Annotated in this window: 20 protein-coding genes and 3 tRNA genes; 2 read left to right on the top strand and 21 right to left on the bottom strand. The window is 56.5% G+C overall.

The window, feature by feature from the left end:
• Positions 1-26: 26 nt before the first annotated feature.
• The 14 genes from LKX83_RS07505 to LKX83_RS07440 all read right to left on the bottom strand — a co-directional run bounded on the left by LKX83_RS07505 (position 27) and on the right by LKX83_RS07440 (position 14,630).
• Positions 27-1,163: a response regulator transcription factor gene (locus tag LKX83_RS07505; RefSeq protein ID WP_227881555.1), complete on the bottom strand. Its 1,137-nt coding sequence runs from the start codon at positions 1,161-1,163 to the stop codon at positions 27-29.
• On the bottom strand, positions 1,160-2,986 hold the full coding sequence (locus LKX83_RS07500) for a sensor histidine kinase (protein WP_227881554.1): 1,827 nt from the start codon (positions 2,984-2,986) through the stop codon (positions 1,160-1,162). Before LKX83_RS07500 ends, LKX83_RS07505 begins: the two co-directional genes overlap by 4 nt.
• Positions 2,987-3,137: 151 nt before the next feature.
• Positions 3,138-3,220, bottom strand: a tRNA-Leu gene (locus LKX83_RS07495).
• Positions 3,221-3,473: 253 nt separating this feature from the next.
• Positions 3,474-3,550, bottom strand: a tRNA-Ile gene (locus LKX83_RS07490).
• 28 nt (positions 3,551-3,578) lie between these two features.
• Positions 3,579-3,655: transfer RNA gene (locus tag LKX83_RS07485), tRNA-Met, on the bottom strand.
• A 93-nt stretch (positions 3,656-3,748) separates the two neighbouring features.
• Positions 3,749-3,937, bottom strand: a complete 189-nt coding sequence (locus LKX83_RS07480; protein WP_227881553.1) for a YycC family protein — start codon at positions 3,935-3,937, stop codon at positions 3,749-3,751.
• Positions 3,938-4,042: 105 nt separating this feature from the next.
• Positions 4,043-4,207, bottom strand: a complete 165-nt coding sequence (locus LKX83_RS07475) for a hypothetical protein (protein WP_227881552.1) — start codon at positions 4,205-4,207, stop codon at positions 4,043-4,045.
• Positions 4,208-4,279: 72 nt separating this feature from the next.
• The gene (locus LKX83_RS07470; RefSeq protein ID WP_227881551.1) at positions 4,280-5,830 is read right to left on the bottom strand and encodes an ABC transporter substrate-binding protein; all 1,551 of its coding nucleotides are present in this window, start codon (positions 5,828-5,830) and stop codon (positions 4,280-4,282) included.
• A gap of 51 nt (positions 5,831-5,881) precedes the next feature.
• Complete coding sequence (locus LKX83_RS07465) at positions 5,882-7,432, bottom strand: ABC transporter substrate-binding protein (protein WP_227881550.1); 1,551 nt, start codon at positions 7,430-7,432, stop codon at positions 5,882-5,884.
• Between the two features lie 131 nt (positions 7,433-7,563).
• Positions 7,564-9,111: an ABC transporter substrate-binding protein gene (locus LKX83_RS07460; RefSeq protein ID WP_227881549.1), complete on the bottom strand. Its 1,548-nt coding sequence runs from the start codon at positions 9,109-9,111 to the stop codon at positions 7,564-7,566.
• Positions 9,108-9,995: an ABC transporter ATP-binding protein gene (locus LKX83_RS07455; RefSeq protein WP_227881548.1), complete on the bottom strand. Its 888-nt coding sequence runs from the start codon at positions 9,993-9,995 to the stop codon at positions 9,108-9,110. Before LKX83_RS07455 ends, LKX83_RS07460 begins: the two co-directional genes overlap by 4 nt.
• 4 nt (positions 9,996-9,999) lie before the next feature.
• On the bottom strand, positions 10,000-12,867 hold the full coding sequence (locus LKX83_RS07450; RefSeq protein WP_227881547.1) for an ABC transporter permease: 2,868 nt from the start codon (positions 12,865-12,867) through the stop codon (positions 10,000-10,002).
• 4 nt (positions 12,868-12,871) lie between these two features.
• Entirely contained in the window at positions 12,872-13,978 is a 1,107-nt protein-coding gene (locus LKX83_RS07445; protein ID WP_227881546.1) for an efflux RND transporter periplasmic adaptor subunit, read from the bottom strand.
• The gene (locus LKX83_RS07440; RefSeq protein WP_227881545.1) at positions 13,938-14,630 is read right to left on the bottom strand and encodes an ABC transporter ATP-binding protein; all 693 of its coding nucleotides are present in this window, start codon (positions 14,628-14,630) and stop codon (positions 13,938-13,940) included. Before LKX83_RS07440 ends, LKX83_RS07445 begins: the two co-directional genes overlap by 41 nt.
• A 214-nt stretch (positions 14,631-14,844) precedes the next feature.
• Here LKX83_RS07440 and LKX83_RS07435 point away from each other — a divergent pair, with 214 nt between their 5' ends.
• Together LKX83_RS07435 and nagZ are read left to right on the top strand one after the other, a co-directional pair.
• Positions 14,845-16,542, top strand: coding sequence for a glutamine--tRNA ligase/YqeY domain fusion protein (locus LKX83_RS07435; RefSeq protein ID WP_227881544.1), 1,698 nt, complete (start codon positions 14,845-14,847; stop codon positions 16,540-16,542).
• A 107-nt stretch (positions 16,543-16,649) separates the two neighbouring features.
• Complete coding sequence (gene nagZ, locus LKX83_RS07430; protein WP_227881543.1) at positions 16,650-17,996, top strand: beta-N-acetylhexosaminidase; 1,347 nt, start codon at positions 16,650-16,652, stop codon at positions 17,994-17,996.
• Between the two features lie 80 nt (positions 17,997-18,076).
• Here the strand turns inward: nagZ and LKX83_RS07425 are convergent, their stop codons facing one another.
• The 7 genes from LKX83_RS07425 to LKX83_RS07395 form a co-directional block, all read right to left on the bottom strand.
• The gene (locus LKX83_RS07425) at positions 18,077-18,565 is read right to left on the bottom strand and encodes a DUF4358 domain-containing protein (RefSeq protein WP_227881542.1); all 489 of its coding nucleotides are present in this window, start codon (positions 18,563-18,565) and stop codon (positions 18,077-18,079) included.
• Positions 18,544-19,737 (bottom strand): DHHW family protein, encoded by a 1,194-nt coding sequence (locus tag LKX83_RS07420; RefSeq protein WP_227881541.1) that lies wholly within the window; start codon positions 19,735-19,737, stop codon positions 18,544-18,546. The genes LKX83_RS07425 and LKX83_RS07420 overlap by 22 nt, the downstream gene beginning before the upstream one ends.
• 15 nt (positions 19,738-19,752) lie before the next feature.
• A complete protein-coding gene (locus LKX83_RS07415; RefSeq protein ID WP_227881540.1) occupies positions 19,753-21,159 on the bottom strand; it encodes an MBOAT family O-acyltransferase in 1,407 nt (468 codons plus the stop codon).
• Positions 21,160-21,193: 34 nt separating this feature from the next.
• Positions 21,194-21,853: a GDSL-type esterase/lipase family protein gene (locus LKX83_RS07410; protein ID WP_370639041.1), complete on the bottom strand. Its 660-nt coding sequence runs from the start codon at positions 21,851-21,853 to the stop codon at positions 21,194-21,196.
• A gap of 15 nt (positions 21,854-21,868) precedes the next feature.
• Entirely contained in the window at positions 21,869-22,630 is a 762-nt protein-coding gene (locus LKX83_RS07405; RefSeq protein WP_227881538.1) for an N-acetylmuramoyl-L-alanine amidase family protein, read from the bottom strand.
• Positions 22,631-22,806: 176 nt separating this feature from the next.
• Complete coding sequence (locus LKX83_RS07400; protein ID WP_227881537.1) at positions 22,807-24,633, bottom strand: sensor histidine kinase; 1,827 nt, start codon at positions 24,631-24,633, stop codon at positions 22,807-22,809.
• Complete coding sequence (locus LKX83_RS07395) at positions 24,630-25,304, bottom strand: response regulator transcription factor (RefSeq protein ID WP_227881536.1); 675 nt, start codon at positions 25,302-25,304, stop codon at positions 24,630-24,632. The genes LKX83_RS07400 and LKX83_RS07395 overlap by 4 nt, the downstream gene beginning before the upstream one ends.
• Between the last annotated feature and the right edge of the window lie 320 nt (positions 25,305-25,624).

Genomic DNA, 25,624 nt, shown 5'->3' with positions numbered 1-25,624 from the left:
GTCTTTAGCCGGATATGACTTTTCGTTTATCCGCCCGCAAACTTCGAAGGGGAGCTTCCGCGGACTTTTTTGAACATGCGGGTAAAGGAGCTTAAATTTAAATAGCCTAGCTTCTCGGATATTTCCGTCAGCGTCTTGCCGCTCTTCATCATAACGATGGCGAGCTCCGTCTTTTCGTGCAGCACGTATTCGGTGAAGCTCATCCGGCTGACTTCCTTAAAGAGCCTGCTCAGGTAGCTGCTGTTCAAGTAGAAGGCGCTCGCAATATCCTGCAGCGAGATTTCCTGATCCAGGTGCGTTTTGATATACTGTTTGATCATCAAGACGACCTTCGTCTTGTCTTCGCCCGTGTTCGTCAGCGCGAGCCATCCTTCGAGACGGTCCATCTCCTCCTCCAGCAAAGCGACGGTCTCGTCCAGACTCGTCGCCGCGTAGATTCGGTCAACAAGCCGGTGATGAGCCGCCGGCTTGCCTTCCGCAAGCGCTTCGCAAGCGGACCAGGCGCGGAACAAAAACTCCGTCATCGTGTTTTTGACGACTTGCGGCTGCAGCAGCGGGGGACGGTTCAGCGCCTCGCGAAGCTCGCGCAGCTTCATCTTGGCGGCGGCGAAACGGAGAGACTCCAGCCGCTCGAACAGCTCCTTCCGGAGCCGCTGCTCGGGATCGGACAGCACGTCCCGCAGCTGCGTCGTCGTTCCTTCCTCTAGCGCGTAATAGATCCGCTCCACCGCCGCCCCGACGGACGGCGCCTCGTCCGGACGACCGGCCGTTCCGGCCCCGCCGCGCTCCCGCGCCAGATCGGAGGAGAGGCTGCGGAGCATCTCGCACAGCTCGTCCATGTCCAGCGTGGACTTAAGCATAAAGTCGTTCACCTGCAGCTGGATCGCTTCCCGCATATATTTCATGTCCTGATGGCACGTCAGCACGATAAACCGCGTGTCGGCGCGCTCCGTCTTCGCCCGGCGGATGAACTGAAGCCCGTTCGACTTCGGCATCTCGATATCCACCAGCATGATATCGGGCTGAAACCGCCGGAACAAGTCCCATGCCTCGTCTCCGTCCTGGGCTTCGCAGACGAGCTCCAAACCGAGGGAGGACCAGGGGATTGCTTTGCGCAGCCCGAGCCGGACCAATATTTCGTCTTCGACGATCATCGCTTTCATGGATTTGTTCCTTCTTTCGTTTGAATTCCGGGTTCGTAAGGGAGACGGAGCCGGATGCGCGTAAAGGCGTTCGGACGGCTTTCCGCCGCGAGGCCGTAGGGTTCGCCGTATTCGAGCTTGAAGCGCTGCTGCAAATTCCGCAAGCTCAGGCCGCCGGCCGCGCCGGGCGGTTGTCGTCGGGGCTGCAGCATTTGGCCGACCCGCTCGGGATCGAGCCCCGCCCCGTTGTCTTCCACTTCGACGACGAGAGCCCCTTCCGCCAGCTTCGCGCGGATCCGCACCTCCGGTTCTCCCGAATAAGGCGGAGCGAATCCGTGAACGATCGCGTTTTCGACGAGCGGCTGGATCGTGAACTTCGGCACGAGCGCTTGCCGGGCGAGCGGGTCCAGCTCCAGCTCGATCCGGATCCGCTTCATCGTGCGGACCTCCTGGAACCGGACATAGTTCATGGCATAGGCGGTCTCCTCTTCCACCGTGCTGAACCGGACGTCCGTGTTGCGGAGCGTATAGTCCAGCATTTTCGTGAGGGAAAGAATCGCTTCCGCCATCGTGGGGTCGCCGTGCAGCAAGGCCATGAACCGCAGGGCATTCAGGGAATTATGCCAGAAATGCGGGCGCATCTGCTCCTGCAGCCGCTGCAATTCCAGGCTTCTCTTCTCTTCCTCGCCCCGTTTGATCGTCCGGAACTGATCTCGGATTTCGACGAGAAACCGGTACATCCCCTCGCTAAGCGTCTCGATTTCGCGAAACCCCCGGTAAGCGTAAGGCGCCGGCATGCGCCCCTCTCCATACGTCCGGACCATGCGGGACAGGCGTCGGACCGGTCTCGTCACCTTGGCGTGCAAAACGCCGAAAAACAACGCGACGACGGCGACGGAGACGCCCATCGTGATCGCCGTCATCCGCCAGACGCTTACGCTGTCCGCGTGCAGCAGATCGGGCGGAATCAGCGATGCCATCGTCCAGGGCGTCGCGGCGATCTGCTTGAACATCAGGCGGTAATCGCGCCCGGCGAGCCGGATATCCAGCGCGCCTTCGTCGGCGTTTCTCGATTTGATCGCGCGGTAGACGTCGTTCAAGCCTGCTTCGGCGTCCGGGCTGAAATCGGCGGGCAGCCATTCGTTGTGGAAGAGGGTCTTCAAATCCCCGGAGAACAGCAAGACGGGATTGCGCTCGTCGATTTGGGCGCGGTTCAGCATGCGCTCGATTTGCGAGCCATTTAGTTGAATGACCAGCAAGCCGAACGAGCGGTTTTGGCGAGTGATGTTTTTGCTGACGTAAAGCGCGTTGGAGGAAACGCGGACGTGAAAATCGGGGTTGACGTTCCAGTGGAGAAAATCGTTGTCCAGGGCGACCCGTTGGGCGAACCAGGGAAAGGTCGACACGACGCTCGCCAAGCTCCGCTCCTCCTCCGCGTGGATGGACGGGTAGGCGTACATTTCCCCGCGAGGGCCGAACACTTGAAGATGAACAGGGAGCCGCAGATGATAGTATTCCGAGAACAGACGCAGCTCCCGCTCGACCGCCTGCTTCCGGCCGTTGCCGCCGTCTTGGCCGGCCAGGATGGCGATCAGATCCGGATCGTTCGAGAGCGTGCGGGCGAAATCGTCGATGGCGGTCAAATAATTCGAGAGGTTGACGGACAGCGAATCCATGTTTTCGGCGATCATCCGGGCGTATTGCCCCTCGATCGTCCGGGTCGATTGCCGGCCGACGAGAAAGCCCTGCGAAGAGATCAGCATCAGCACCGTCAAAGAGATAAGAACAAACATAAGGAGCTTCCAGCTCGCAAACGTGGAAGCCCATCCGAATCGCCATTTCATCGCGTTGTCTCCCGTCTTTCAGGATGGAGACCTATTATAAGCTTGTATTATTATCCGAATATTATCGTTCGTATTTCCCCCTGTGACGGCGCAAAAAAAATCGCCCGGCATCCATCCTCATGGATGCCGGGCGACGAACGTTCTTTATGAATGCCGAAGACCGGACTCGAACCGGTACGGGATTGCTCCCGGCAGATTTTAAGTCTGCTGTGTCTGCCATTCCACCACTCCGGCAAAACGAAAAAAAGTTCATCGGGCGCGAATCTACAGCCGCTTGAACGACCAACGAGGAACATAATACCATGGCCTGCCAGCCGCGTCAACACAAGAAGCGGCAGGGTGAATTCCAAACGATTCGCGGTCTGTCGCGCGATCCGAAACCCTTGTCGCCCATGAAAAAACCTCCGCTCGCGCATGCGTCCGGAGGGACGACGGCCAAAGCGGAGGCGCCTGTGTCGAATGGGAATGGGTGAATCCGAATCCTCTGTGGTGGGCCCTGAGGGACTCGAACCCCCGACCAATCGGTTATGAGCCGACAGCTCTAACCAACTGAGCTAAGGGCCCTCGTCGTCATGATCCTACGAGGATAATTTGGTTGCGGGGGCAGGATTTGAACCTGCGGCCTTCGGGTTATGAGCCCGACGAGCTACCGGGCTGCTCCACCCCGCGTCGTGAGTACCAAGCGGCCAATAACGGCGACAAGAATTAATATACATCATCTTCTATGCATTCGTCAAGAAAAAAATGAGACGGAGCGTATTTTTATCGCGCTCCGTCCTTCTTCCCTTCCGAATCGGACGCTCCGGCAGCCCCGGCGGCGTCGGCCTGGGCCATTTCCGCCAGCTTTTGCAGCAGGATGTGCTGCGGCATATGCATGAGATGCTCGAGCGGCACCTTCAGGTGAGCGGCCAGCTTCTGAGCCGTCTCCGCCGATAAGGGCATTCTTCGCATGCGCGCCTCCCCCTCCTCGTCTCCTCGACCTTACCATAGGGCAGGGCCGGCTGCAAGATGCCGCAGCCGGCCCCAAACCTGCCATACGCGGAAGGCCCCCGCGACTCAAGGGACGTAGCGCACGCCATATTTGCCTTTGCGCGACCGGTAAACCTCGATCTCACGCGGCATGTCGACGCCGAACAGCCAGCCGTCGTGCTCCATCCGGCGTACGAGGCATCCCGCTTGGAACTTGCTGTCGTACAGGCGGGACCAGTAAACCCATTTCATCGCATATCCCTCCGGAACATGGTGGTACTTCCATTAGGATATACGCGAGGGCGCCCGCTTACTCGCCGGCGATCAACGCGGGACGGCGATTGCAGTGCCGGATCCGAATGAGGACGGGCCGCCCATCGTTTCTTGCCGAAGCTTCTCGATCTCGGAATACAGGTCGCCGGTCGGGTTCAGCTTGATCTTCTGCAGCAGTTCGTTGCCCTTGGCCTCCCACTGTTTCAGCGCCTCGTCCAACGTGATCTTGCCGTCCGCGGCCTGCTGGATGTAGATCTGTCCCAGTTCCGAGACAAGATTCAGATTCGGCCGCTCGCGGAGCAGTTTCATGTCGGCGTCGCTCTGCGCGTTCGTCGTCGGCTTCGTACTCGTGAACGCCTCCACGTGATACGTTTCCCCTTCCTTCGGCTGGACGTACTTTTTGCGCACGCTCAGCTCCGAGTTGCTGCGGGCCTTGAACTTCGCCACTTCTTCGCTGTTGTAATGCTTGATGAAGGTCCACGCGTCGTCCGGGTTGTGCCCCTTCGCGTTGATCGCCAGCACGTTCCCGAGGCTGATGCTGCCGGTACCGTCCCCGCCGGGATGCGAAGGCATCGTAACCACGTCCCAGTCCAGCCGCTCGGCCCCTTTCATCTTGTCGACGTTTTTATTGTAGGTAATCAGATCGTTTACGGTATAATAACTGCTGATTTCCATCGCGACGCGGCCCTTGAAGAACGGACGGTTTTGATAAGGATTGTAGCGGCCGTTTTGTTGGTCTTCGTTTTGCATATCCTCCGGATGCGGCATGACGTGATCTTTGTACAGACCAAACGGCTTGTTCCACAGCTGCCGCCACTGCTCCGTATTGACCGTCATCTTTTCCCCGGCGGCGTCGAACATGCGCAGCTTCATCGGCTGGGCGTACTGATACTGCATTTCATAATAATTAAATCCCCCGCCGTAGGAGCTCATGTTGAACCCGAACACGGCGTCCTTGCCAGATCCCGACTTCAACTGACGGGCAAGGTTGAATACTTCGTCCCACGTCATCCCGTCCGTCGGCGGATTGACGCCCGCCTTTTCGAACAGCTTTTTATTGTAGAAAAGCGCGCTGCTATAAAAGGTCGGGGACAGGCCGTAGAGCTGTCCGTTGCCTTGCTCGCGGATCGCGTCCATCACGTTAGGGAGGTAATCGGACATATCGAGCTTGTCTCCCTTGATCAGCGGGTCCAGCGGCTTCAGCAGATTTTCTTCCGCGAGCTTGCCCAACGAATAGAGGTCGGTAACGACGACGTCCACCGGATTGTCTCCGCCCATGATTTCTTTCATCTTCTCGATCGGATCTTGCTGCTGGTACTTCCTCCGGTCCTCCTCCGTGGCGAATTGCATATCGGAGTAGTCGATGCCGTTTACGAACTCGATGTCGATGTTCCGGTGGGTCAATTCGAACATGTCGGTCAAATCCCGGCGAATCCATTCTTCATTGTCTTTGCTGCCGTAGGCGAGGCCGATCCGCAGCGTGCGGCGCTCGTTCGGATCATCCTTGGAGCCGAGGCTGCAAGCGCTCATGAGCGGCAGCGCCGCCATCAGGACGACACCTCCCGCGATCCAGCTTTTGGCGAACTTCGATATCATCTTCATTTGTAGTGACGCTCCCCTTTCGGTCGTTCGATTGCATGTTTGCGAGATTTCTTAACCGCCTGCGGCCATCCAGAGCTTCTCTTCGGCCGAGCCACCCCAGGTCGCTTCCTGAATCGCTTGAATTTCCCCGTTCAGATCGCCGGTCGGATTCAGCTTGATCTTTTGCAGCAGGTCGTTGCCCTTCGTTTGCCAACTCTTGAGCGCCTCGTCCAGCGTCAGCTTGCCGTTGATCGCTTGCGTCACGTAGAGCTGGCCGACCTGCATGATCAAATTCAAATTCGGCCGTTCGCGGTACAGCTTCTCGTCCGCGTCGCTCTGCATGTACACGCCGGGCTTGAAGTTGGTAAACGCCTCGATCCGGTACGTCTCGCCTTCCTTCGGCTTGAGGTACGTTTGGCGAACGCTGAGATCCGACATGCTGCGCGCCTTGAATTTGGCCACTTCGTCGCTGTTCAGATGCTTGATCAGCGCCCAGGCGTCCTTCGGATTGGCCGCCTTTGCATTGATCACCGCAAGGTTGCCAAGCCCGATGCCAACGCCGCCGTTCTGCGCTTCGGGGTGCGTCGGCAGCGTGACGACGTCCCAATCCAGCTTTTCGGCGCCTTTCATTTTGTCTACATTTTTGTTGTAGCTGATGAGGTCGTTCACCTGGTAGTACCCGCCGATCTCCATGGCGACTTGGCCTTGGATGAACGGTCGGCCTTGATACGGATTGTACCTGCCGTTTTGCGGCTGATTGGCCTGCAGATCCTCCGGATGCGGGATGACATGGTCCTTGTACAGATCGAACGGCTTGCCGAACGCTTTTTTCCAGAGATCCGTGTCAACCGTCATCTTCTCGCCCGCCGCATCGAACATGCGCAAATTCAAGGGCTCGACGTAGGAGTAATAAAGATCGTAAAAGTTCAGACCGCCGCCGTAGCTGCCCGTGTTGAACCCGTAAACGGCGTCCTTGCCCGTCCCGGACTTCATGGACCGGGCCAGGGCGAACACCTCGTCCCACGTCATGCCGTCCGTCGGCGGGTTGATCCCCGCTTTGGCGAACAGCTTTTTGTTGTAGAACAGCGCCGAGTTCGAAAAGGTCGAGGACAAGCCGTACAGCTGACCGTTGCCCTGTTCGCGGATCGTGTCCAGGACAGCCGGAAGAAAGTCGGATAGGTCCATCTTGTCTTCCTTGATCATCGGGTCGAGGGGCTTGATCAGGTTGTCCTGCACCAGCTTGTGCAGCTGATTCAAGTCCGTAAAGACGACATCCACCGGATTGTCGCCCGTCATGATTTCCTTCAGCTTTTCGTACGGGTCGATTTGCTGAAGCTTTTTGTATTCCTCTTCCGACGTGAACTGCCGATCCGAGTAATCGATCGCGTTGACGTATTCGATATCGATGTTTTTATGCGAGAGCTCGAACATGTCGGTCAACTCTTGGCGAACGTACATTTCGCTGTTTTTGCTGCCGTAGGACATGCCGATTCGCAGCGTCCGCCGCTCGTTCGCGTCGTCCTTCGCGCCGAAGCTGCACGCGCTTGCGATCGGGACGATCGCAAGCACCGCAGCGCAGCCCGCCATCCAGGTCCGATAGCGTTTGCCGGTTCGTTTGATCAAAAGAAAGCTCCTTTCGGTCTTGCGGTTTCCACCTTTTTCCGGTTCGTAGGGCCATGAAAAACCGCGCGAATCAGCATCCTGGATGACTGATCGCGCGGTGACTGGCTGCTAAGAAAGAGAGGATGATTAAGTTATTTATAAATGACTGCTCCTCCGCCGACACCGCCTCCGTAGACGTCTCCGCCTACGCCTTCCATGGGGCCCTTCGGATTCAACTTGATCTTTTGCAGCAGATCGTTGCCCTTTTCTTCGAATTCCTTCAACGCCTCCTGCACCGTCATCTGACCCTGCATGACTTTGTTGAACTCGGTACGGCCGAGTTGGTCGATATAGCTCAGGTTCGTGCGCTCCTGCTGCAGCTTCAAATCCGACATCGACAATTGCGGTACCGGCTTCAGCTTCGTGAAGGCGTCGAGGTTGTAGCTCATGCCGTCGCGTACTTTGATAAAGTCTTTGCGGGACGGCATCTCGTAGCTGCTGCGGGATTTGAATTTCGCCCACTCTTCGCCGCTCATGAACTTGATGAATTCCCAAGCGTCGTCCGGGTTGGCCGCTTTGGCGTTGATCGCCGACAGGGTGCTGAGGTTGATGTTGATCCCGATGCCCGGCGCTTCGTTCGTGAATTGCGGTACCGTGACGACGTCCCAATCGAGCTTTTGCATTTTCAGCTTCTCGTAATTTTTGCCGAACGTTTCGAGCTCGTTCAGCAGGCTGTACTGGCCGATCATCATGGCGGACTTGCCCATGTAGAACAATTGGTTCTGATAAGGATTGTAGATTTGCTTGCCGTCGTATGGCTGCTGGCTGCTGTAGATCGCCTGCATGTCTTCCTGGTTCGGCACGACGTGGTTTTTGTACAGGTCGGCAATCTTCGTCCACGCGTTCGCCCATTGCGGGGTGTTGACGGTCATCTTCTCGGCTTTTTCGTCGTACAGACGCATTTTCAGAGGAGCGACGTAGGACTGTACGTCGGAATACGGGTCGCTGCCGCCCCATTGGTTAAACGTGAAGCCGTAGGTGCCGTCTTTGCCGCCTTTGCCCGAGGCGAGGCGTTTGGCCATGTTGAATACGTCGTCCCAGCTCATGCCGTCCGTCGGCAGCTCCACGCCCGCTTTTTGGAACAGCGTCTTGTTGTAGAACAGCGCGGAAGGCATGAAGGTCGGGGTCAACGCATAAAGCTGCTCGTCTCCGCCCAGCTCCTTGATGCCGTCGATGACCGTCGGCACGAACGCCGTCGTATCGATCTTGTCTTCCTTAATCATCGGATCAAGCGGCTTCACGAGGTTTTCCTGCACGAGCTGGGTCAGCAGGCTGGGCTGATCGATGATCATGACGTCGACCGGATTGGCGCCCGTCATGATCGCTTTGACCTTGGCGAGCTGATCGACCGGCTGCTGCTGCTTCTCCGGCTCTTCGAACTGCGTTTCGGTATAGTCGATGGCCGGGACGATCTCGATGTCGATGTTGCTGTGCGAGAATTCGAACAGATCGGTGTACTGCTGGCGGAACCAGTATTCGTCCTGCGAGCTGCCGTACATCGTGCCGATGCGCAGCGTGTGGCGGTTTTTCGGATCGTTCTTGTCGTCGCCGCTGTTGCAGGCCGCGAGCAGCGGCACAAGCATCGTCAGCGCCATGCCGCCGGCTGCGATCCGGCGGATTTTCTTGTTGTTCGGTGTCATGCAGTTTCCCCCTCCAATGGTTTCGGTGCGCGTATGACGATTTTCTCTCCGTCGAACTCCATCGTAGCCTTGTCGCCGATTTCGAGCTGCTGCAAATACTCCTTGGGCACCTGCAGGCGGCCGACCCGGTCGACGACCACGTAGGCTTCATGCACCTCGTCGATCGCGTTTACGCCGCTGAGCGGCGGCGCGCCGTCGAGATTCGGATTGCGCTTGATGAATTCGGTGCTCGTCAGGCCGTCGCGGATGGCGACGACCCGGTCCACCTTGCCGGCGAGCGACAGGTCGTGGGTGACGATGACGATCGTGACGCCGAGCTCTTTGTTGAACTTGCGGAAGATGTCCATGATCATGTCGGACGTCCGCGTGTCGACCGAGCCGGTCGGTTCGTCGGCGAGCAGCAGCTGCGGCCGGTTGGAGAGCGAGATCGCGATGGCGACCCGCTGCTGTTCGCCGCCCGACAGCTGGGTGAGCTTGTTGTGCATCCGGTCCTTGAGGCCGACCCACTCGAGCAGCTGCTTTGCGTAGGCGCGGTCGACTTTGCCGGAAAACATCATCGGCATCTCCACATTCTCGATCGCCGACAAATACGGGACCAGGTTGCGTGCGTTGTTCTGCCAGATGAAGCCGACCGTTTCGCGCTTGTATTTCACCAGGTCGTCGTCGCTCACCTTGAGCAGGTCCCAGGGACCGACGCGGACTTGGCCGGCGGACGGGCGATCCAGTCCGCCGAGAATGTTCAGCAGCGTCGACTTGCCGCTGCCGCTGTTGCCGATGATCGCCATCATCTCGCCGGGCTTCACCGACAGGTTCAGTCCCTGCAGGGCAACGACCTCGAGATCGTCGGCCTTGTAGATTTTGACCAGGCCTTCGCATTGAATCATCGGGTTAACGCTCCTCTCCCAGCTTGACGGCTTGATGCACCCGCAAGCGGCGGATGTGGGTGACCAGGATGGCGACGCCGATCGCCATCATGACGCCTACGACGATATACAGGCGATACGTGTCCGTCGCCTGGAAGACGACGCGGAACGGCGGCACCTGCCCGGCCGTGTTTTCCGACGTTTGCAGGAACGGGAGGAACAGCACGCTCGCGAGCTTGCCGATCCCGATGCCGAGGCCGATGGACAGTCCTGCCGTGAACACCTGCTCGAGGAGCAGCATGCCCGTCAGCTGCTTGCGGGAGAGGCCCATCGCCCGCAGGATGCCGATCTGCACGATCCGTCCCGACAGGTTGAAGAACCAATACAGCACGTAGCCCGACAAGGAGACGATAATCGAGACGAGGAAGCCGAGGCTCAGAATGCCGAACACGCCGCCGCGGGCCGGGTGCTTGCTCTGTACGACCAGCTCGCTGCGCGTATCCTGGATGCTGGCGATCTCGATGCCCTTGGCCTGCAGCGCCGGGATGAGCGGCGCCGTCAGCGCCTCCGGCTCCATCTTCAGCCAGACGTCGTAGGGTATCAGCGGCGCGTTGTCGTAGATATAGTCCAGATTGGCGACGATAAACGGCATCGTGTCCGGATACTGCGAAGGCCAATAAGGCAGCGTCGTCGCGACGATGAATTCGACGGATTGGTCCTGGATGACGGCCCTGATCGAGTCGCCGGCCTTCAGGTTGTACTTCTTCGCCAGGTTGGACGACACGAGCGCGTAGCCCGGCGACTTTCCGAGTACGGACAAGTACTTGTAGAAGCCGGCCGGGTACAGATCGTCGCGGAACCAGGCGACCCGGGCGAAATCGACGTTGTCGATGCCGACGACCATCCCTTGGCCGGCCGTGCGCTCCGCCACCGTCAAGCTGGCCTTCGTCTGGAGCACGCGGGCCGCATGTTCGACGCCGGGCAGCGTGCGGAACACTTCGAACGGCGGCTCGTTGAAGATCGTCTTGCCCGGTGTCGGGCGCTGGCCTTGGCCGCCGCCGCCCGAACCTCCGCCGGAGCCGCCTCCTCCCGAACCGCCTCCTCCGCCGGAGCCGCCGCCGGATGGCCTCGTCTCGGTGGAGCCCTCCCAGGCGGCGGAGATGACGACGTCCGCTCCGTGCTTGTAAAGGATGCGTTCTTCCGAGTTGAGCCCGATCGTGCGCGCGGCCGAAGCGTTGTACACTCCGAGACCGAGCGTCAGAATCAGCAGGATCATAAGCGGGTAATAAGACTTGGACGAGCGGGAAAGCTGCGTCAGCGTCAAGTACAGCGGCACCGGCAGGATGGACCGCCCGAGCCACCCCAGCAGCTTGAGCAGCAGCGGGAACAGCCGCAGGAAGACGAGTCCCGCCGCGAAGATGCTGATCGCCGGCACGAAGAACAGGAACGGCTGCACGTTCAGCTGGTCCGTCGTCATGCCCGTTTTGAACGAAATCATCTGACGCTCGTTAAACAGGTACCAGCCGTAGCCGGCGACGCCGACGAGCACGACGTCGAGGAACCAGCGCTGCCAGACCGGCGGACGGTTGCCGCGCGCGACCTTGCGCTTGTAGTCGACGATCGACGTACGGGTGAATACCATCGCCGGGATGACGGCCGCCGCGATCGCGACGAACACGGCGACCGAACCGGCCAGCACGCTGTCCGTCGAGAAGCCGACCGGGATCGACTTGCGGTTGACGAATTCGAGGAACCCGTTCGCCGAACCGATGCTCTTTGCCATGAACCAGCCGATAAACGGCCCGGTGAGCAGCGACACGACGCCGAGCAAGGCGCCCTCGAGCAGGAATAGCAGGAAAATCTGCCACGTCGCGGCTCCCCGGCTTCGCAGCACGGCGATGTCGGACCGCTGCTTCTCGAGCGACTGCTGCGCGTTCATCGTGATGAAGTAGAAGACCATCGCGATCATCGGCGCGGCCAGCGTGAACAGCATCGTCTGGAGCTGGATGCTGTCGCGGCGGAATTGGCTCAGCATCTCCGCGAACGAGATCTCGACGTGCGTGTCCGGGAGGCGCTTGTTCACTTCGATGTCCGTGCGGCTCAGCGTATGGGACAACGGCGTAAGCTGGCTCGTCTTGATCTCCCGAAGATCGAACGCGCTATACCAGCTGGCCGTCTGCAGCGGAATCTTTTGCGCTTTGACCAGGTCCTCCAGCATCGCCGGCTCCGCGATGAACAGCGTGCTCATCTGGTTGTCGATGCCTTGGTACCAGTACTTGGTCGAGTCGGCCTTCGGCTTGAAGGAGCCGACGATCTCGACCCGGAGCGAAAGGTTCAGGCCGCCGTAAATCGGATAGTACAGAACGTCCCCGACGTGGAGGTCGTTGCGGAACAGCGCCTCCTCCATCATGACCGCCTTCAGCGTGCCGTCGGAGGCCGCCCGGTCGTCATACCAGCTGCCGCCGACTTGCTCGGATTGCTCCTTGAGACCGCCGAAGGCGGCGAGCGTCATTTTGCGCGTCCGGCTGGCGTCGACTTTGGTCGGGTCCTCCGGCTGCACCTCGGCGCTGCGGAGCGTCAAGCTGCGCTGGGTCGCTTCCGTCGGAAAGCCGATGTTGTCGGCCACGTCCTTGGTGATGTAGTCGTTGACTTTGGCGAACGCTTCGGGATCGGTCTTCCCGGTGCTCGGCTGATAGCGGATCAGGAGCGATCCGGCCGGCATCCCCTGGCTGTTCTCCTTGAGCGAATTGGCGACGACCCGCTTCAGCGCCCCGTCCGCGTACATCGGGATGCTGGTCGTGAACGCCACGGCCACCAGCAGCCCTGCGAGCGTGCTTAGGGTGAGCCAGCGGGTATTCCACATTTTGCGAAATAGAAACCGGATCAGCGCCATCGGTTTACCTGCCTACGACTTTCTGTCCCGGCGTCAGCCCTTGCAGCACTTCCGCGTCGGTCGCCGTCTGCTGTCCGATCTCGATGTCCACCTCGCGCTTGCTGCCGTTGGCTTCGGCGACCTGCACGTACGTCCGCGCGCCGACCGTGCGCAACGCCGACAGCGGGATGACGACGGCGTTTTCCTTGCGGTTGACGACGACGGACGCCGTGAGCGGCGTGCCCCGCGTGGCCGACTTCGGCAGATCCTTGACTTCGATCAAGAGGTAGTCGCCGAGGTTCGTCACCTTCGGGCCTTGGTTCGGCGGGTTGCCGCCGTTGTTGCTGTCGTCCTTCGGCTGCGGCAGCGCCTTGATCGTGCCCTTGATTGAGCCGGCGCTGTTGATGTCGACCTTCGCCTCCATGCCGATCGCGACCTTGGCCAGGTCGTCCTTCGACATCTCGGCGGCGACGATCAGCTTGCTCGGATCGGCGACGACGCAGATCGGGTCGTAGGCTTTGACGGAAGCGCCCTCCTGCACGTTCAACGAGACGACCGTCCCCGAGAACGGGGCCGTCAGCACGGCGTTGCCGATGTCAGCCTCCATGTCGGCCAGCTGCTGACGCGCCTCCTCGAAGGCGATCTGCTTCTGCTCGAAATCGAGCGGGTCCATCTCGTCTTTTTGGCGGAGCGTGTTTTTCATATCCAGCTCTTGCTGGCGGAATTGAAGCTTTTGACTGCGGAGCGTCTTTTTGATGTCCTCTACGTCGAGCTCGGCGATCGTCTGTCCGGCCTGCACCTTGTCGCCGGGTTGTATGTATATTTTCTTCAGCATTTTGCCGTTCAGCGTCGTCGACGTGAAATAGAGCGTCTTCTCCTGCGTCGACAGGATTTTGCCCGAGCCCGACACCGTCGTCTCCAGCGTTTTCGTCGTCACCTCGTATTCCGGCTTCTTCGACACTTCCGGAAGCTGGATGTTCGACAGATCCTCTTCGGCCGGTTCGTTCGGAAGCAGCGAACAGCCCGTCAGCGCGACGGACAGCGCCATGGCCGCGAGCAGTCCTGTCGCCTTGCGCGAACGGCCCTTTTGATTATCCTGCGACGAATACGCCGTCCACCATTTCGTAAACATGGTCTGCAACCTCCATAATCGTGGTATCGTGCGTGGTCATGCAGATCGTGACGTTCTCCGACCGGACGATTTCGCGGAATACCGTCATGATCTGCGCGGCCATCTGCGAGTCGAGCTCCGCCGTCGGCTCGTCGGCGAGCAGCAGGCTTGGCCGATGGGCGATCGCCTTGGCGATGGCGACGCGCTGCTGTTCGCCCCCCGACAGCTCGAACGGCCGGTGATGCATGCGCTTCGCGAGCCCTACCATGTCCAAGCAGGTCGTGATGCGCTTCTTCCATTCGCCGCGAGGGGTTTTCGCCATGCGGAGCGAGAGTTCGACATTTTCATAGGCGGACAACAAGGGCAGCAACGCGTACGCTTGGAAAATAAAGCCGATATCCTTGCGGCGCACCTCCGTGCGCCGGTCGTCGTTCCATTGGTGAAACGGCTGTCCGCGAAAGTGAATCTCCCCTTTGGTCGGCGTATCGAGACCCCCCATCAAGTTCATCAGCGTCGTCTTGCCGGAGCCGGAACGCCCCTTCAGCATGATGAGTTGATGGGTTTGCAGCTCGAGGTTGATCCCCTTGAGCACCCGCAGCTTTTGACTGCCCACGTCGAACGAGCGCTCTACGCCGCGGACGCTGAGCAGCGGTTGCCGGTCGGCCGCTTCCATTGCCTTTCCTCCCTCTCTCTACCAATATCTATTTTCATCCATTATAACGATGCGCTCCAGCAAAAAGTTACGCCTTTAGCATTTTTTTATGAGAAAGATGAGAAGACTTTTGTCCCTTTTTTTCGACAAGTTCTCCGAAGCTCGTTTCCCGGGCCGGATTTTTCGCCAACCTCTTTATAAGCGCAGGTAAAATTGTGTATGATGAAGGAATAACATGTTTCCGCAGGAAAGGTTGATCGCTTTGGAAAACAAATCGCCCTCGTCAACGAACTTCATTAAAAATATCGTCATCGAAGACCTCGAGGCCGGACGCGTGACCGAGGTCGTCACGCGGTTTCCCCCGGAGCCGAACGGCTACCTGCACATCGGCCACGCCAAGTCCATCTGCCTGAACTTCGAGCTGGCGGACGAATTCAACGGACGGACGAACCTGCGATTCGACGATACGAATCCGCTCAAGGAAGACCTCGAGTTCGTCAAAGCGATCAAGGAAGACGTGCGCTGGCTGGGCTTCGAGTGGGACGAGCTCCACTACGCCTCCGAGTACTTCGGGCAAATGTACGACTACGCCGTCCGCCTGATCCGCAAAGGCAGGGCGTTCGTCTGCGACCTGACGGCCGACGAGATCCGCGAGCAGCGCGGCACGCTGACCGAGCCGGGACGGAACAGCCCGTACCGCGACCGCTCCGTCGAAGAGAACTTAGACCTGTTCGAGCGGATGCGCAAAGGCGAATTCCCCGACGGCTCCAAGACGCTGCGCGCCAAAATCAATATGGCATCGCCGAATATCAATCTGCGGGATCCCGTCATCTACCGGATCTCCCATGCCGTCCACCACCAAACGGGAGACGCCTGGTGCATCTACCCGATGTACGCGTACGCCCACCCGATCGAGGATGCGATCGAAGGCGTGACCCACTCCATCTGCACGCTCGAATTCGAAGATCAGCGTCCGTTTTACGACTGGGTGATCGAGGAATGCGAGACGCCGGCCAAGCCGCGCCAGTACGAGTTCAACCGCCTGAACGTGACCAACACCGTGATGAGCAAGCGCAAGCTGAAGCAGCTCGTCGTGGAGCAGATCGTGGACGGCTGGGACGACCCGCGGATGCCGACGATTTCGGGCATGCGCCGCAAAGGGTACACGCCGGAGGCGATTCGCGCGTTCTGCCGCGACGTCGGTGTCGGCAAAAGCTACGGCGTCGTCGACGAGCGCCAGCTGGAGCACTTCATCCGCGAGGATCTTAAGCTGAAGGCGCTGCGGACGATGGCCGTACTCCGGCCGCTGAAGGTCGTCATCACCAACTACCCGGAAGGCGAAACCGAATGGCTCGAAGCGGAGAACAACGCGGAAAACCCGGAGATGGGCAATCGGCAAATTCCGTTCTCTCGCGAGATCTACATCGAGCAGGACGACTTCATGGAAAATCCGCCGAGCAAATATTTCCGCCTCTTCCCCGGCAATGAAGTGCGTCTCAAGCACGCCTACTTCATCAAGTGCGAGGATGTCGTGAAGAACGACGCCGGCGAAGTCGTCGAGCTCCGCTGCACGTACGACCCCGAGACGAAGAGCGGTTCCGGGTTCACGGGCCGCAAGGTCAAAGGCACGATCCATTGGGTCGAAGCATCCTCCGCCGTGTCCGCCGAATTCCGGCTGTACGAACCGCTCATTACGGACGAAGCCGAAGAAGACGACGAGGGGACGTTCCTCGACCATGTGAACCCGAACTCGCTCGAGACGCTGCAAGGCTTCGTCGAGCCCGGCTTGAAGGACGTGACGGGACAAGAAAAGTTCCAGTTTTTCCGCCACGGCTACTTTAACGTCGATCCGAAAGTCAGCGAGCCGGGCCGGCCGGTGTTTAACCGGATCGTCTCGCTCAAAAGCTCGTTCGACCCGTCCAGCGCCAAGTAACCTTTTTGTCCGCCGCATCGTCCAATACGATAGCTGAATTCGGCTCCTTCCCTCGGAATCGTTCGGGGGATGGGGCTTTCCTTTTCAAATCGAAAGAGGTGCGATCCATGTATCCATATCGAAAACGGCTCCATCATCTGTTGATCGCCGCAGCCGCGATCGCCGTCTTGTCCGGCTGCGGATCCGGCGGCGGCGCTTCCCCGTCGGCGAATCCGAGCGCGCAAGGGCCATCTTCCGCGGCGCCTTCCGCGCCGTCCGGGACGATACCGGCTACCCCGTCTCCCGGCTCCGCCGAATCTTCGCCGCCCGCCTCCTCCCCCACGCCTAGCGAGACTAGCGGCGACCCCCTTCGCGACAAGATCGCAGGCATGACGCTCGAGGAGAAAGTCGGCCAGATGATTCTCGTCGGCTTTGAAGGCAAACAAACGTTGGATGCCGAGACGCTGCGCATGATCCAGCAGGACCACGTCGGCGGGGTGATCCTCTATGCGCCGAACGTGTCGGATATCAAGGGCACCGTCTCGCTCATCAACAAGCTGAAGAAGGCGAATGCCGCCAACCCGGCCCCGCTTTTCGTGAGCGTCGACCAAGAGGGCGGGAAGGTCAGCCGCATGCCCAAGGACGAGCTCGTCTCGTTCCCGCCGAACGCAACCGTCGGCCGGACGAAAAGCGCCAAACTGGCCGAAGAAATGGGCAGTCTGCTGGCGGAGGAGATTAAGGCGCTCGGCTTTAACGTGGACTTCGCGCCCGTGCTCGACATCAACAGCAATCCGAACAACCCCGTCATCGGCAACCGCTCCTTCGGGGCGACCGCCGATCTCGTCACCAAGCTGGGGATGGCCGAGATGAAAGGCATGCGCGATGCGGGCATCGTTTCGGTCGTGAAGCATTTCCCCGGACACGGCGATACCGGCGTGGATTCCCACCTGGATCTGCCGGTGCTGAAGAAGACGACCGACCAGTTGCGCCGCCTGGAATGGATTCCGTTCGAGGAAGCCGTGAAGCAGCACGCGGACGCCGTCATGGTGGCGCATATCCTGTTCCCGCTGATCGATCCGGACGCCCCCGCCTCCTTCTCCAAGACGATCATCGGGGAGCAGCTGCGCGGCACGCTCGGCTACGACGGCGTCGTCATCACGGACGACCTGACGATGGGCGCCATCGCCAAGCATTACGATCTCGCGAAGGTCGTCGTCGACACCGTCCAAGCGGGCAGCGATATCCTGCTGGCCGGGCACGGCTACGACACGGAGAAGACCGTCCGCCAGGCGCTCCTCCACGCCGTCCAGAACGGCGATCTGACCGAGCAGCGCATCGACGAGAGCGTCTACCGCATCCTGTCGCTCAAAGACAAGTACAAGATGACCGATCGGTCCGTCCCGGTCCCCAAGGTCGCTGACTTGAACGATCGCATCCGCGCCTGGAAATCCGCCGTTACCGCTGCTGCGAAGTAAAGAGCCATCGTCCCGCCTCAAAAAAAGGAACGGCCCGCCCGTCGCAAGACGGTTGGCGCCGTTCCTTTTTTACGCTCCTCTTATGTAAGAGCTTCGTCAAACGCCCTTTCGATTTGCTCGGCATCCTTGGAGACCGTAAATAAAATATATAGACCTTTGACCTTTAATACATGCTTTTCGACGAGATCAAATTGCTCGGGACGGTAGTCTTTCAACTTGACCTCTTGCGCCTCAATTCTTTTCATGATTTTTTCCTTCACGACTTCCGCTTGATTCTCTTGTTTCACTTTGATGACGGCCAGTTCATTCGCTTCCACGTTCGATTCTGCCGTATACAGCACAAAATCCTGAACTTCGTCCGCATCCATGCGATATAGCTTCTTCAGCTTGTTCATATCTCCTTTTTCCATCTCTTCCAAAGAAGCCACTTGCTTGATGCGTTCCTCAATGGCAGGGACGGGAATGTCCTTGGCGCCTTCGTTCTTCTGGGAACAACCAATCAAAATGCCGCATAAGATCAGGACGGTAGACAGGACAAATAAGGATTTCATCTTCTTTCCGGCAAGCATCGTTTATGATCTCCCTTTCCGATTGATTCGACGGAATCCGCTAAGTTTTGAATGGATGGATCTTCAAAAAAAGTCGCGATATTATACAAGATCAACATGTCGCGGATTTGCCGATCTTCCGTAAGCTTCCGTACATCCCCATCATAATATCTGAGGTCTATCACATCGATTTCGCTAAAATGCGACGTTAAAAATGGGACCAAGCTGTTTGCATACGAATCTTTGACAACAAGCAGCCTTCTCCCTTCCGTATTGTCGGTTGTTATTCGGATCAAGCCATGATTCCCATTAAAAAATACAGTGTATTTATCTTTCTTGGCGAGATTCCCCATGACGTACATCGAATCCGCACTTTGCTGTTCGTCTACATAATCCACGGAAATGGTCCCCGGTGTTTTTGGATCATAAAGCTCAATAGAATCCGGCTGTATGTGCCTAAACCCGCTTTTCGAATACAATGATCCATAGAACTGACTGGTGACTTGACGAATGTTGAAATCATCTTCGTTCTTGGGTGTAAAACCCATTGGCGCGCCCAGTTCCCGATAGGCAAGATAAGCGCCCTTGGTCGTCCAGTGATGGTCTGTTTTGTAATAGATCGGTTGCTCCCTGTTCGCCTCTAGCGCGGGGGAAACATCGATCCATCGAATGTCCCCGAGATGAGAATCCTTTATCTTTTCCCAATAGACCATCTCATCACCACCGGAAGCATAAGGCGGCAATTTATCCTCAAGCACGGCAGCGGCCGTCGGCACCAACATCATATATTTGCGTAGACCAGGCGTAGCCTGATCAAATGCTTGAATGGCTTTCACCTTGTCTTCCAAATCTCCTTTTTCGGGAGGAGAAAATGTTTGAATCAGGTACCCGTCCTTGCCGATGTAAACCCCATTGCTCTCTTTTTTCCCCATTCCCCGGTCCGCATCGGATTTTAGTCCAATCCAAAAGTCCCTCGCCATAAACTGATCCGATAAATACGATTCAAATGCTGAAGTAAACTTCCCTGATTCCAATGCTTGCAGCGAGAATGTCGGGAGTTGCTGCAGCATTCGGTTCTCTGATTCGGAAAATACTTTACTCGGAGTCAGAACATTGACAATCAATACCGCTCCGGTAAACATCAGCAGTAAAATGGCGAGTGCGCGATCATATACTTGGTCGTACTTCTTCAAATAAAATCACCTCCATTAAAAACGAAAGTATAAGAATGGATTGTACGTTGCATTGACCAGATAAGCTGTTGACGCCACCATAAAGATGAAATAGACGGCGGAAGCGGCAATCGATCCGAATCGGGCGAACTTGGATCTGACGTTTCTCAGTGCTCTGCGGGGAAATGGCGTGGCACAAAGCGCCATGACCAACAGCAGCAGGGCATTCGTCGATAGATCGTATAGGGACCGGTTGTCCACGAATCCATGTGCTCCAGCGCCAAACATCGTTCCGATAAATGTCAGGGCTGCCGGCAGATGTTCAAATTCGAAAAATACCCAGCCGATGATCACGATCATCAAGGTGTAAACATGGCTTACAAAGGCTGGCAAGCGTTGAAGCCATTTCAAGAGAAACCACTTTTCGAACGTGACAAAAAAACCGAAATACAAGCCCCAAATGATAAAATTCCAGCTCGCTCCATGCCACAATCCGGTAATAAACCATACAACCGCCAAGTTTCTCAGCTGTTTCAGATGACCCTCCCGGTTGCCGCCGAGCGGGATGTAGATATACTCGCGGAACCAGGCGCCGAGCGAAATATGCCACCTCCGCCAAAATTCCGTAATACTCCTGGAAATATAAGGATAGTTAAAGTTCTCCATAAAATCGAACCCGATCATTTTACCTAAACCCCGTGCCATATCCGAGTACCCGCTGAAATCGAAATAGATTTGAAACGTGAAAGCGACAATGCCGAGCCACGCGGAAAGAACCGATAGCTCCTCCGCGGGCACTGCTTTGACGCTTGCCCACAGCAAACCGATATTGTTGGCAAGCAGCACTTTTTTAGCAAGTCCTCTGATAAACAGCTCTGCTCCTTCACCAAAACGATCCAACGTCACTTTGCGGTTAACAAGCTGCGCCGCAATATCTCCGTATTTAACGATCGGTCCCGCTACAAGCTGCGGGAACATCGAAACGTAGGCACCGAAAGAGATCAGGTTCTTCTGAGCCGTCACCTTTCCCCGATAAACGTCAATTACGTAAGACATCGTTTGGAACGTATAGAAGGAGATTCCCACCGGAAGCGGAAGATCAACTGCCTGTAAGTGCAGGTTAAACAACGAATTGATATTGTCGAAGACGAAACCTGCGTATTTAAAGAAGCCCAGAATGCCCAGGCTTCCCATTAAGGATACGATCAAAACTCCCCGTGCAATCGCCTTACGATGCCTGTATTTCTCGATCAGGATCCCGTTCACATAGTCGAATACCGTCGAGAAGATCATGATGAAAATATAGACAGGCTCGCCCCATGCATAGAAGACCAGGCTTGCGACGAGCAGAATGGCATTTCTAAGCCTATTGGGCGAAATATAGTAGATCAGAATTGTGACCGGCAGGAAGAGGAATAGAAATAGGAGACTACTAAAGACCAAACCCCGTCACCTCCATTGTTGACCTATTTGCATGTTATTTCACCCGATCTTTCAGCAAATCCAGCATACGTGTATAAAACTTTGGTTTAAAATGAACGCCGTCCGCGCTGTACAGATCCTGGCTGTCCGTAAATATAGAAGATAAATCGACAAATCCGACCTGCTCCTTGTTCGCCAGTTCTTTTAATCCTTGGTTGTAATCGTTGATATTTTTGTAGCGCGGTTCCAGCTTTTCAGCTTCCGGCGTAACCGGAGTAACCGGTAAAACCGTGATGGATGCCTTCGGAAGCTTCTCCTTGATGCTGTCGATCAATTTGGCGTAGAACTTCAGCGAATACTGCTTGGGGTTATCGGTAATTTGGGGCGGCAATAGGATATCATCGGATCCCAACATGATGAATACATGCTGCGGATTCCGCTCTGCCAGCTTATCGACATCTCCACCCTCCAGAGATAGCTCGGTAGTCGTTCCGGCACCTGCCACTACATTGAACTCCTCCAAAATGTCATGGTAGGATAGCGCCTCAGTAATCGAATCCCCCAGAAATACGCTGTATTGAAAAATCGTTTTATAGGCTGTTTCATTGACTTGTGCCTGAGACGTCACGCTTTGCGGATTTTGCCCATTCCCGCATGCCGCAAAGGTGAGTGCGATGCTGCCTATAAATAGCGTTGAAATGATTTTTTTAAACATGAACATGATCCTCACTTATTTTAATTTGAGGTACTCCTTTATGCCCTCCAGAATGGAGGCCGCTATACGGCTTTGAACCTCTTCTGTCAGCATGGCTTTCTCTTCCTGCGGATTCGTTGCATATCCCGTCTCGATCAAGACGGCCGGCATGTCCGTATCCTTTAGGACAAAATAATCTTGTTTCTTCGCTCCCCGGTCCCGAAACCCACTTGCCTGAACGACTTGTCGTTGCATGATATCGGCCAAGGATAACGAATTCTTATGGTAATAGTACGTTTCCGTGCCCGACACGCCAGGGTCCTCGTACGTATTGCCGTGAATGGATATAAACAAATCCGCATCCAGATCGTTGGCGAATTTCGGCCTTTCCCGGTCCACCGAGGATATAAACCGGTCGTCCGTCCGGGTCATATACACCTGGATTCGCGGTTCTTGCTTCGCCAATTCCTCCACCTTGCGCGCAAGCTGCAGCGTAAATTCCTTTTCAAAATTTCCGCTGGCCCCTGTCGCGCCGCGATCTTTGCCGCCGTGCCCGGGGTCGATCACGACTTTAAACGGCGTCCCCGATGGATGAGATGCTGTTTTGTTTTCGTTCAGCGGATTCATCACCGGATCGTTTCGATCGGTCTTGCTGCTTGCTGCCCCCTCTCCCGAAAGGGTGCCGTACAACAATACAAACAACACCAGGGACAACAACATTGCAACGGACAGTACGGCTCTTCTCATACTCTCTCTCCTCCTTCCGAAAATAGAATAATTGCGCGAGATCAAGATCAAGTGCAGATGATATCAAATTGATTTATAGATTCGGGCTGTAAGGATAGATAAAAAGGAGCCGTCCAACCGAGATCCTCATGGACCCTCGGGACAGCTCCTTCTTCCATCTGATTCAGTGCCTCGCTGTGGCTATGAAATAAACGTCAATTCAAAAAGAAAAACGCAGAACGGAAGTTCTACGTTTTCCTCTTCTTGTTCATTTCAAAATAGAACAGCACACCGTCTACGGTATTGGTTGCTCCGTAACGTGCCTCGTGCAGCTCCAAAATTTGCTTGGAGATCGCAAGACCGAGCCCGGTGCCGCCGGTCGAACGATGACGGGAGCGTTCGACGCGGTAGAAACGGTCCCATATTTTCTCCATCTGATCTTCGGGAATGCGGGCGCCTTTGTTTTCGAAGATTACCTTTACCGTTTCCCGTTCTTCGCCTATCGTAACGATGATGTTCTCGCCTTCCGGCGTGTAGCGGATCGCGTTCGTCATGAAGTTCACGACGACCTGTTCGATGCGCAGCTCGTTCGCTTCGACTTCGACAGGGACGACGTGGATGTGCAGCTGCAGCCGTTTGTCGGCGATATCCGGAGCCAGCTTCGCGCAAACTCGCTCCAGGACAGCGTCGATTCGGAACGGAGCCATCTCCATTTTGTACGTGCCAGATTCGTATTTCGCAAGCTCCAGCATGTCCGTAATCAGCAGGTTCATCTTCTTCACTTCGTCTTCCATGGCAGTGAAGTAATACGCTCGCTTCTCACTTTCGGGCTTGTCTTTTAGAATATACAGACAGCTTTCGATGACGCTGAGCGGGGTTTTCAATTCGTGAGATACGCCTGCAATGAACTCTTTTCGCGTCTGCTCCAGTCGCTTTTCTTGCTCGATATCCTGCTCCAGACGGACGATATGATCATGCAGCAAGCCTGAAAGCTCGTTGATGCTGCGGGACAAGTTGCCGATCTCGTCCTCGGTCGCAATCGGAATTCGGACTGAGAAGTCCAGATTTGCCATTCTCTGCGTCGCTTCGTTCATGCGTAGCATCGGACGGGCAATGCGGCGGGCATAATAAAAGGAGGCCAGCAGGACGAGCAGAAAAGCGCCTAATCCGATATAGCCGTAATAATGGCGCATCACTCCTGCGGCTTCATTCACGGGCTGAAGCGATGTCATGGCAAACAGGTATTCGGTGTTTCCAGACCGATCGGTCAAACGCTTCACGAATATTTTGTAGGGGACGCTGTTTTCCTCGTAATCGCTGACGGTGTCGGTTTTTCCGCTGAAATCTCCGTAGAGCAGATCGGCTTGAAAAGCCTTTACCCTTTCCAGAAACAAATGGTTCGTATACCGCGGTTGATCAGCCCCCTCCGGCGTCCGGACTTGCACGACGGTACCGTATACCAGACCGCTCGGGTAACGTTCGCGATATTCGGTCGGGCTCTTGAACCTCTGGACGACTTCGTATTCCTTGCGGACGAGCTGGCCGTTTTCCAGACGGTTTTCCTCATGCATATTGGAGGAGTCTCTGCCGATCCGCTGTGGGAACAGCCGATCGTCAAATAGGATGCCTTCGATGGCGATTCGTTCCCCCGGATTGACGAAGATAAAATCCCGAAGCGGATTGTCCGCGCTCAATTCTTCCACATTCATAACGGTGTAGAGCGGGATGGTGATGGTTTGGCCGGATAGGGCAGGAGCGTCCGCCGAGTTCTCCAATCGCACCTCCGCTTCGAAGTCGTTCGTATATTTCAGATTGCCCGCGGCATCCAGTTGGGCGATCCAGGTGTTATATTTCTGATAGAATTGTTGTTCGTTCCGAAACGCGGTTCGGGCATCCCCCGTATTCCTCCAATCGTCTTGAGAAGCGGTATGAAGGGCGGATTCGACGTTCTCTACCTTCTGATGCACGTAAAATTGTTTGAAAAACACGGTCTGTCCGACAAAGAGACTTGCAATCACGAACGCACATAAGCCTGTAGTGAGCAAAAACAGCTTGAAAACGATGCTCTTTCTCATGGCTGATCCTCGAATTTGTAACCCGAGCGAACGACGGTGACGATCCGGTTCGCATACTCGCCCAGCTTGGAACGAAGATTGCGAATATGACTACTGAGCGTACGATCGTCACCGTCGAAATCGTAGCCCCAGATTTTCGTGATGAGTTGCTCTCTTGAGATGATGATCCCTTTGTTATTCAGTAGATAGGCCAAAATTTCGAATTCCGTATGCGTCACGCTGCAAGGCTTTCCGTCCAGCGTGATGGTTCGGGAAGGAAGATGGAGTTTGATCGCGCCGCCGGACAGCGTGTCCCCCGAATCACGGCTATGCCTGCTTTCCAGCAGCCGCCTCGTCCGCGCCAATAGAATGGGAGGGCTGCAGGGTTTGACAACGTAATCGTCCGCACCCAACTCAAATCCTAGCAGCGTGTCGTCCTCGTCCGACCGGGATGTCAACATCAAAATCGGGACGTTCGACTTCTTGCGAATCCGCCGGCAGACGGACCACCCGTCCAATTCCGGCAGCATGATGTCCAGAATGATCAGGTCGATTTCATGCTCCTGAAATAACGCCAAAGCCCGGCTTCCACCGCTCGCTTCCAGCACCCGGTAGCCTTCATCCAACAAATACTCCTTCATGATTTCCCGCAATACTTGTTGGTCTTCCACGATCAAGATCGATTTCGGCATGTCGTACACCCTCGAATTTGCATAATGCCATAAGTATCTCACTTCGGGTAGATTTAAATCAAGGACTTGGTATACGTATTCACTAGCTTGCTCAACCAGAAGACAATCCCGCTGAAGACGCGTCGACACTCCATAGGTAACAGGCTCACCCGCGGCTTGGTGACGTCCAGCGCCACGGAACCCCGTCAACAATCAAGCCTAAAACGGTCGGGCCGATCGCTGGCGAGAAGATGAGGACAAGGCATCATGCAGGCCTACCTTTTTTCCGTTTGGGCATTATCCCTTTCCTTCAGGTGCTGAAGCATCAGTGTTTTTTTATC

It is taken from the genome of Cohnella baijiui, assembly GCF_020731285.1.
In the GTDB taxonomy this organism is placed as follows: Bacteria; Bacillota; Bacilli; order Paenibacillales; family Paenibacillaceae; genus Cohnella.
This window is presented reverse-complemented; position numbering and strand designations above follow the sequence as displayed.

Coding starts and splice junctions, on each gene's coding strand:
- LKX83_RS07435 (WP_227881544.1), top strand. CDS start 14,845: ATGTTTCCGCAGGAAAGGTTGATCGCTTTGGAAAACAAATCGCCCTCG.
- LKX83_RS07445 (WP_227881546.1), bottom strand. CDS start 13,978: ATGTTTACGAAATGGTGGACGGCGTATTCGTCGCAGGATAATCAAAAG.
- LKX83_RS07450 (WP_227881547.1), bottom strand. CDS start 12,867: ATGGCGCTGATCCGGTTTCTATTTCGCAAAATGTGGAATACCCGCTGG.
- LKX83_RS07425 (WP_227881542.1), bottom strand. CDS start 18,565: ATGCTTGCCGGAAAGAAGATGAAATCCTTATTTGTCCTGTCTACCGTC.
- LKX83_RS07410 (WP_370639041.1), bottom strand. CDS start 21,853: ATGTTTAAAAAAATCATTTCAACGCTATTTATAGGCAGCATCGCACTC.
- LKX83_RS07475 (WP_227881552.1), bottom strand. CDS start 4,207: ATGAAATGGGTTTACTGGTCCCGCCTGTACGACAGCAAGTTCCAAGCG.
- LKX83_RS07440 (WP_227881545.1), bottom strand. CDS start 14,630: ATGGAAGCGGCCGACCGGCAACCGCTGCTCAGCGTCCGCGGCGTAGAG.
- LKX83_RS07500 (WP_227881554.1), bottom strand. CDS start 2,986: ATGAAATGGCGATTCGGATGGGCTTCCACGTTTGCGAGCTGGAAGCTC.
- LKX83_RS07455 (WP_227881548.1), bottom strand. CDS start 9,995: ATGATTCAATGCGAAGGCCTGGTCAAAATCTACAAGGCCGACGATCTC.
- nagZ (WP_227881543.1), top strand. CDS start 16,650: ATGTATCCATATCGAAAACGGCTCCATCATCTGTTGATCGCCGCAGCC.
- LKX83_RS07480 (WP_227881553.1), bottom strand. CDS start 3,937: ATGCGAAGAATGCCCTTATCGGCGGAGACGGCTCAGAAGCTGGCCGCT.
- LKX83_RS07400 (WP_227881537.1), bottom strand. CDS start 24,633: ATGAGAAAGAGCATCGTTTTCAAGCTGTTTTTGCTCACTACAGGCTTA.
- LKX83_RS07460 (WP_227881549.1), bottom strand. CDS start 9,111: ATGACACCGAACAACAAGAAAATCCGCCGGATCGCAGCCGGCGGCATG.
- LKX83_RS07505 (WP_227881555.1), bottom strand. CDS start 1,163: ATGAAAGCGATGATCGTCGAAGACGAAATATTGGTCCGGCTCGGGCTG.
- LKX83_RS07470 (WP_227881551.1), bottom strand. CDS start 5,830: ATGAAGATGATATCGAAGTTCGCCAAAAGCTGGATCGCGGGAGGTGTC.
- LKX83_RS07395 (WP_227881536.1), bottom strand. CDS start 25,304: ATGCCGAAATCGATCTTGATCGTGGAAGACCAACAAGTATTGCGGGAA.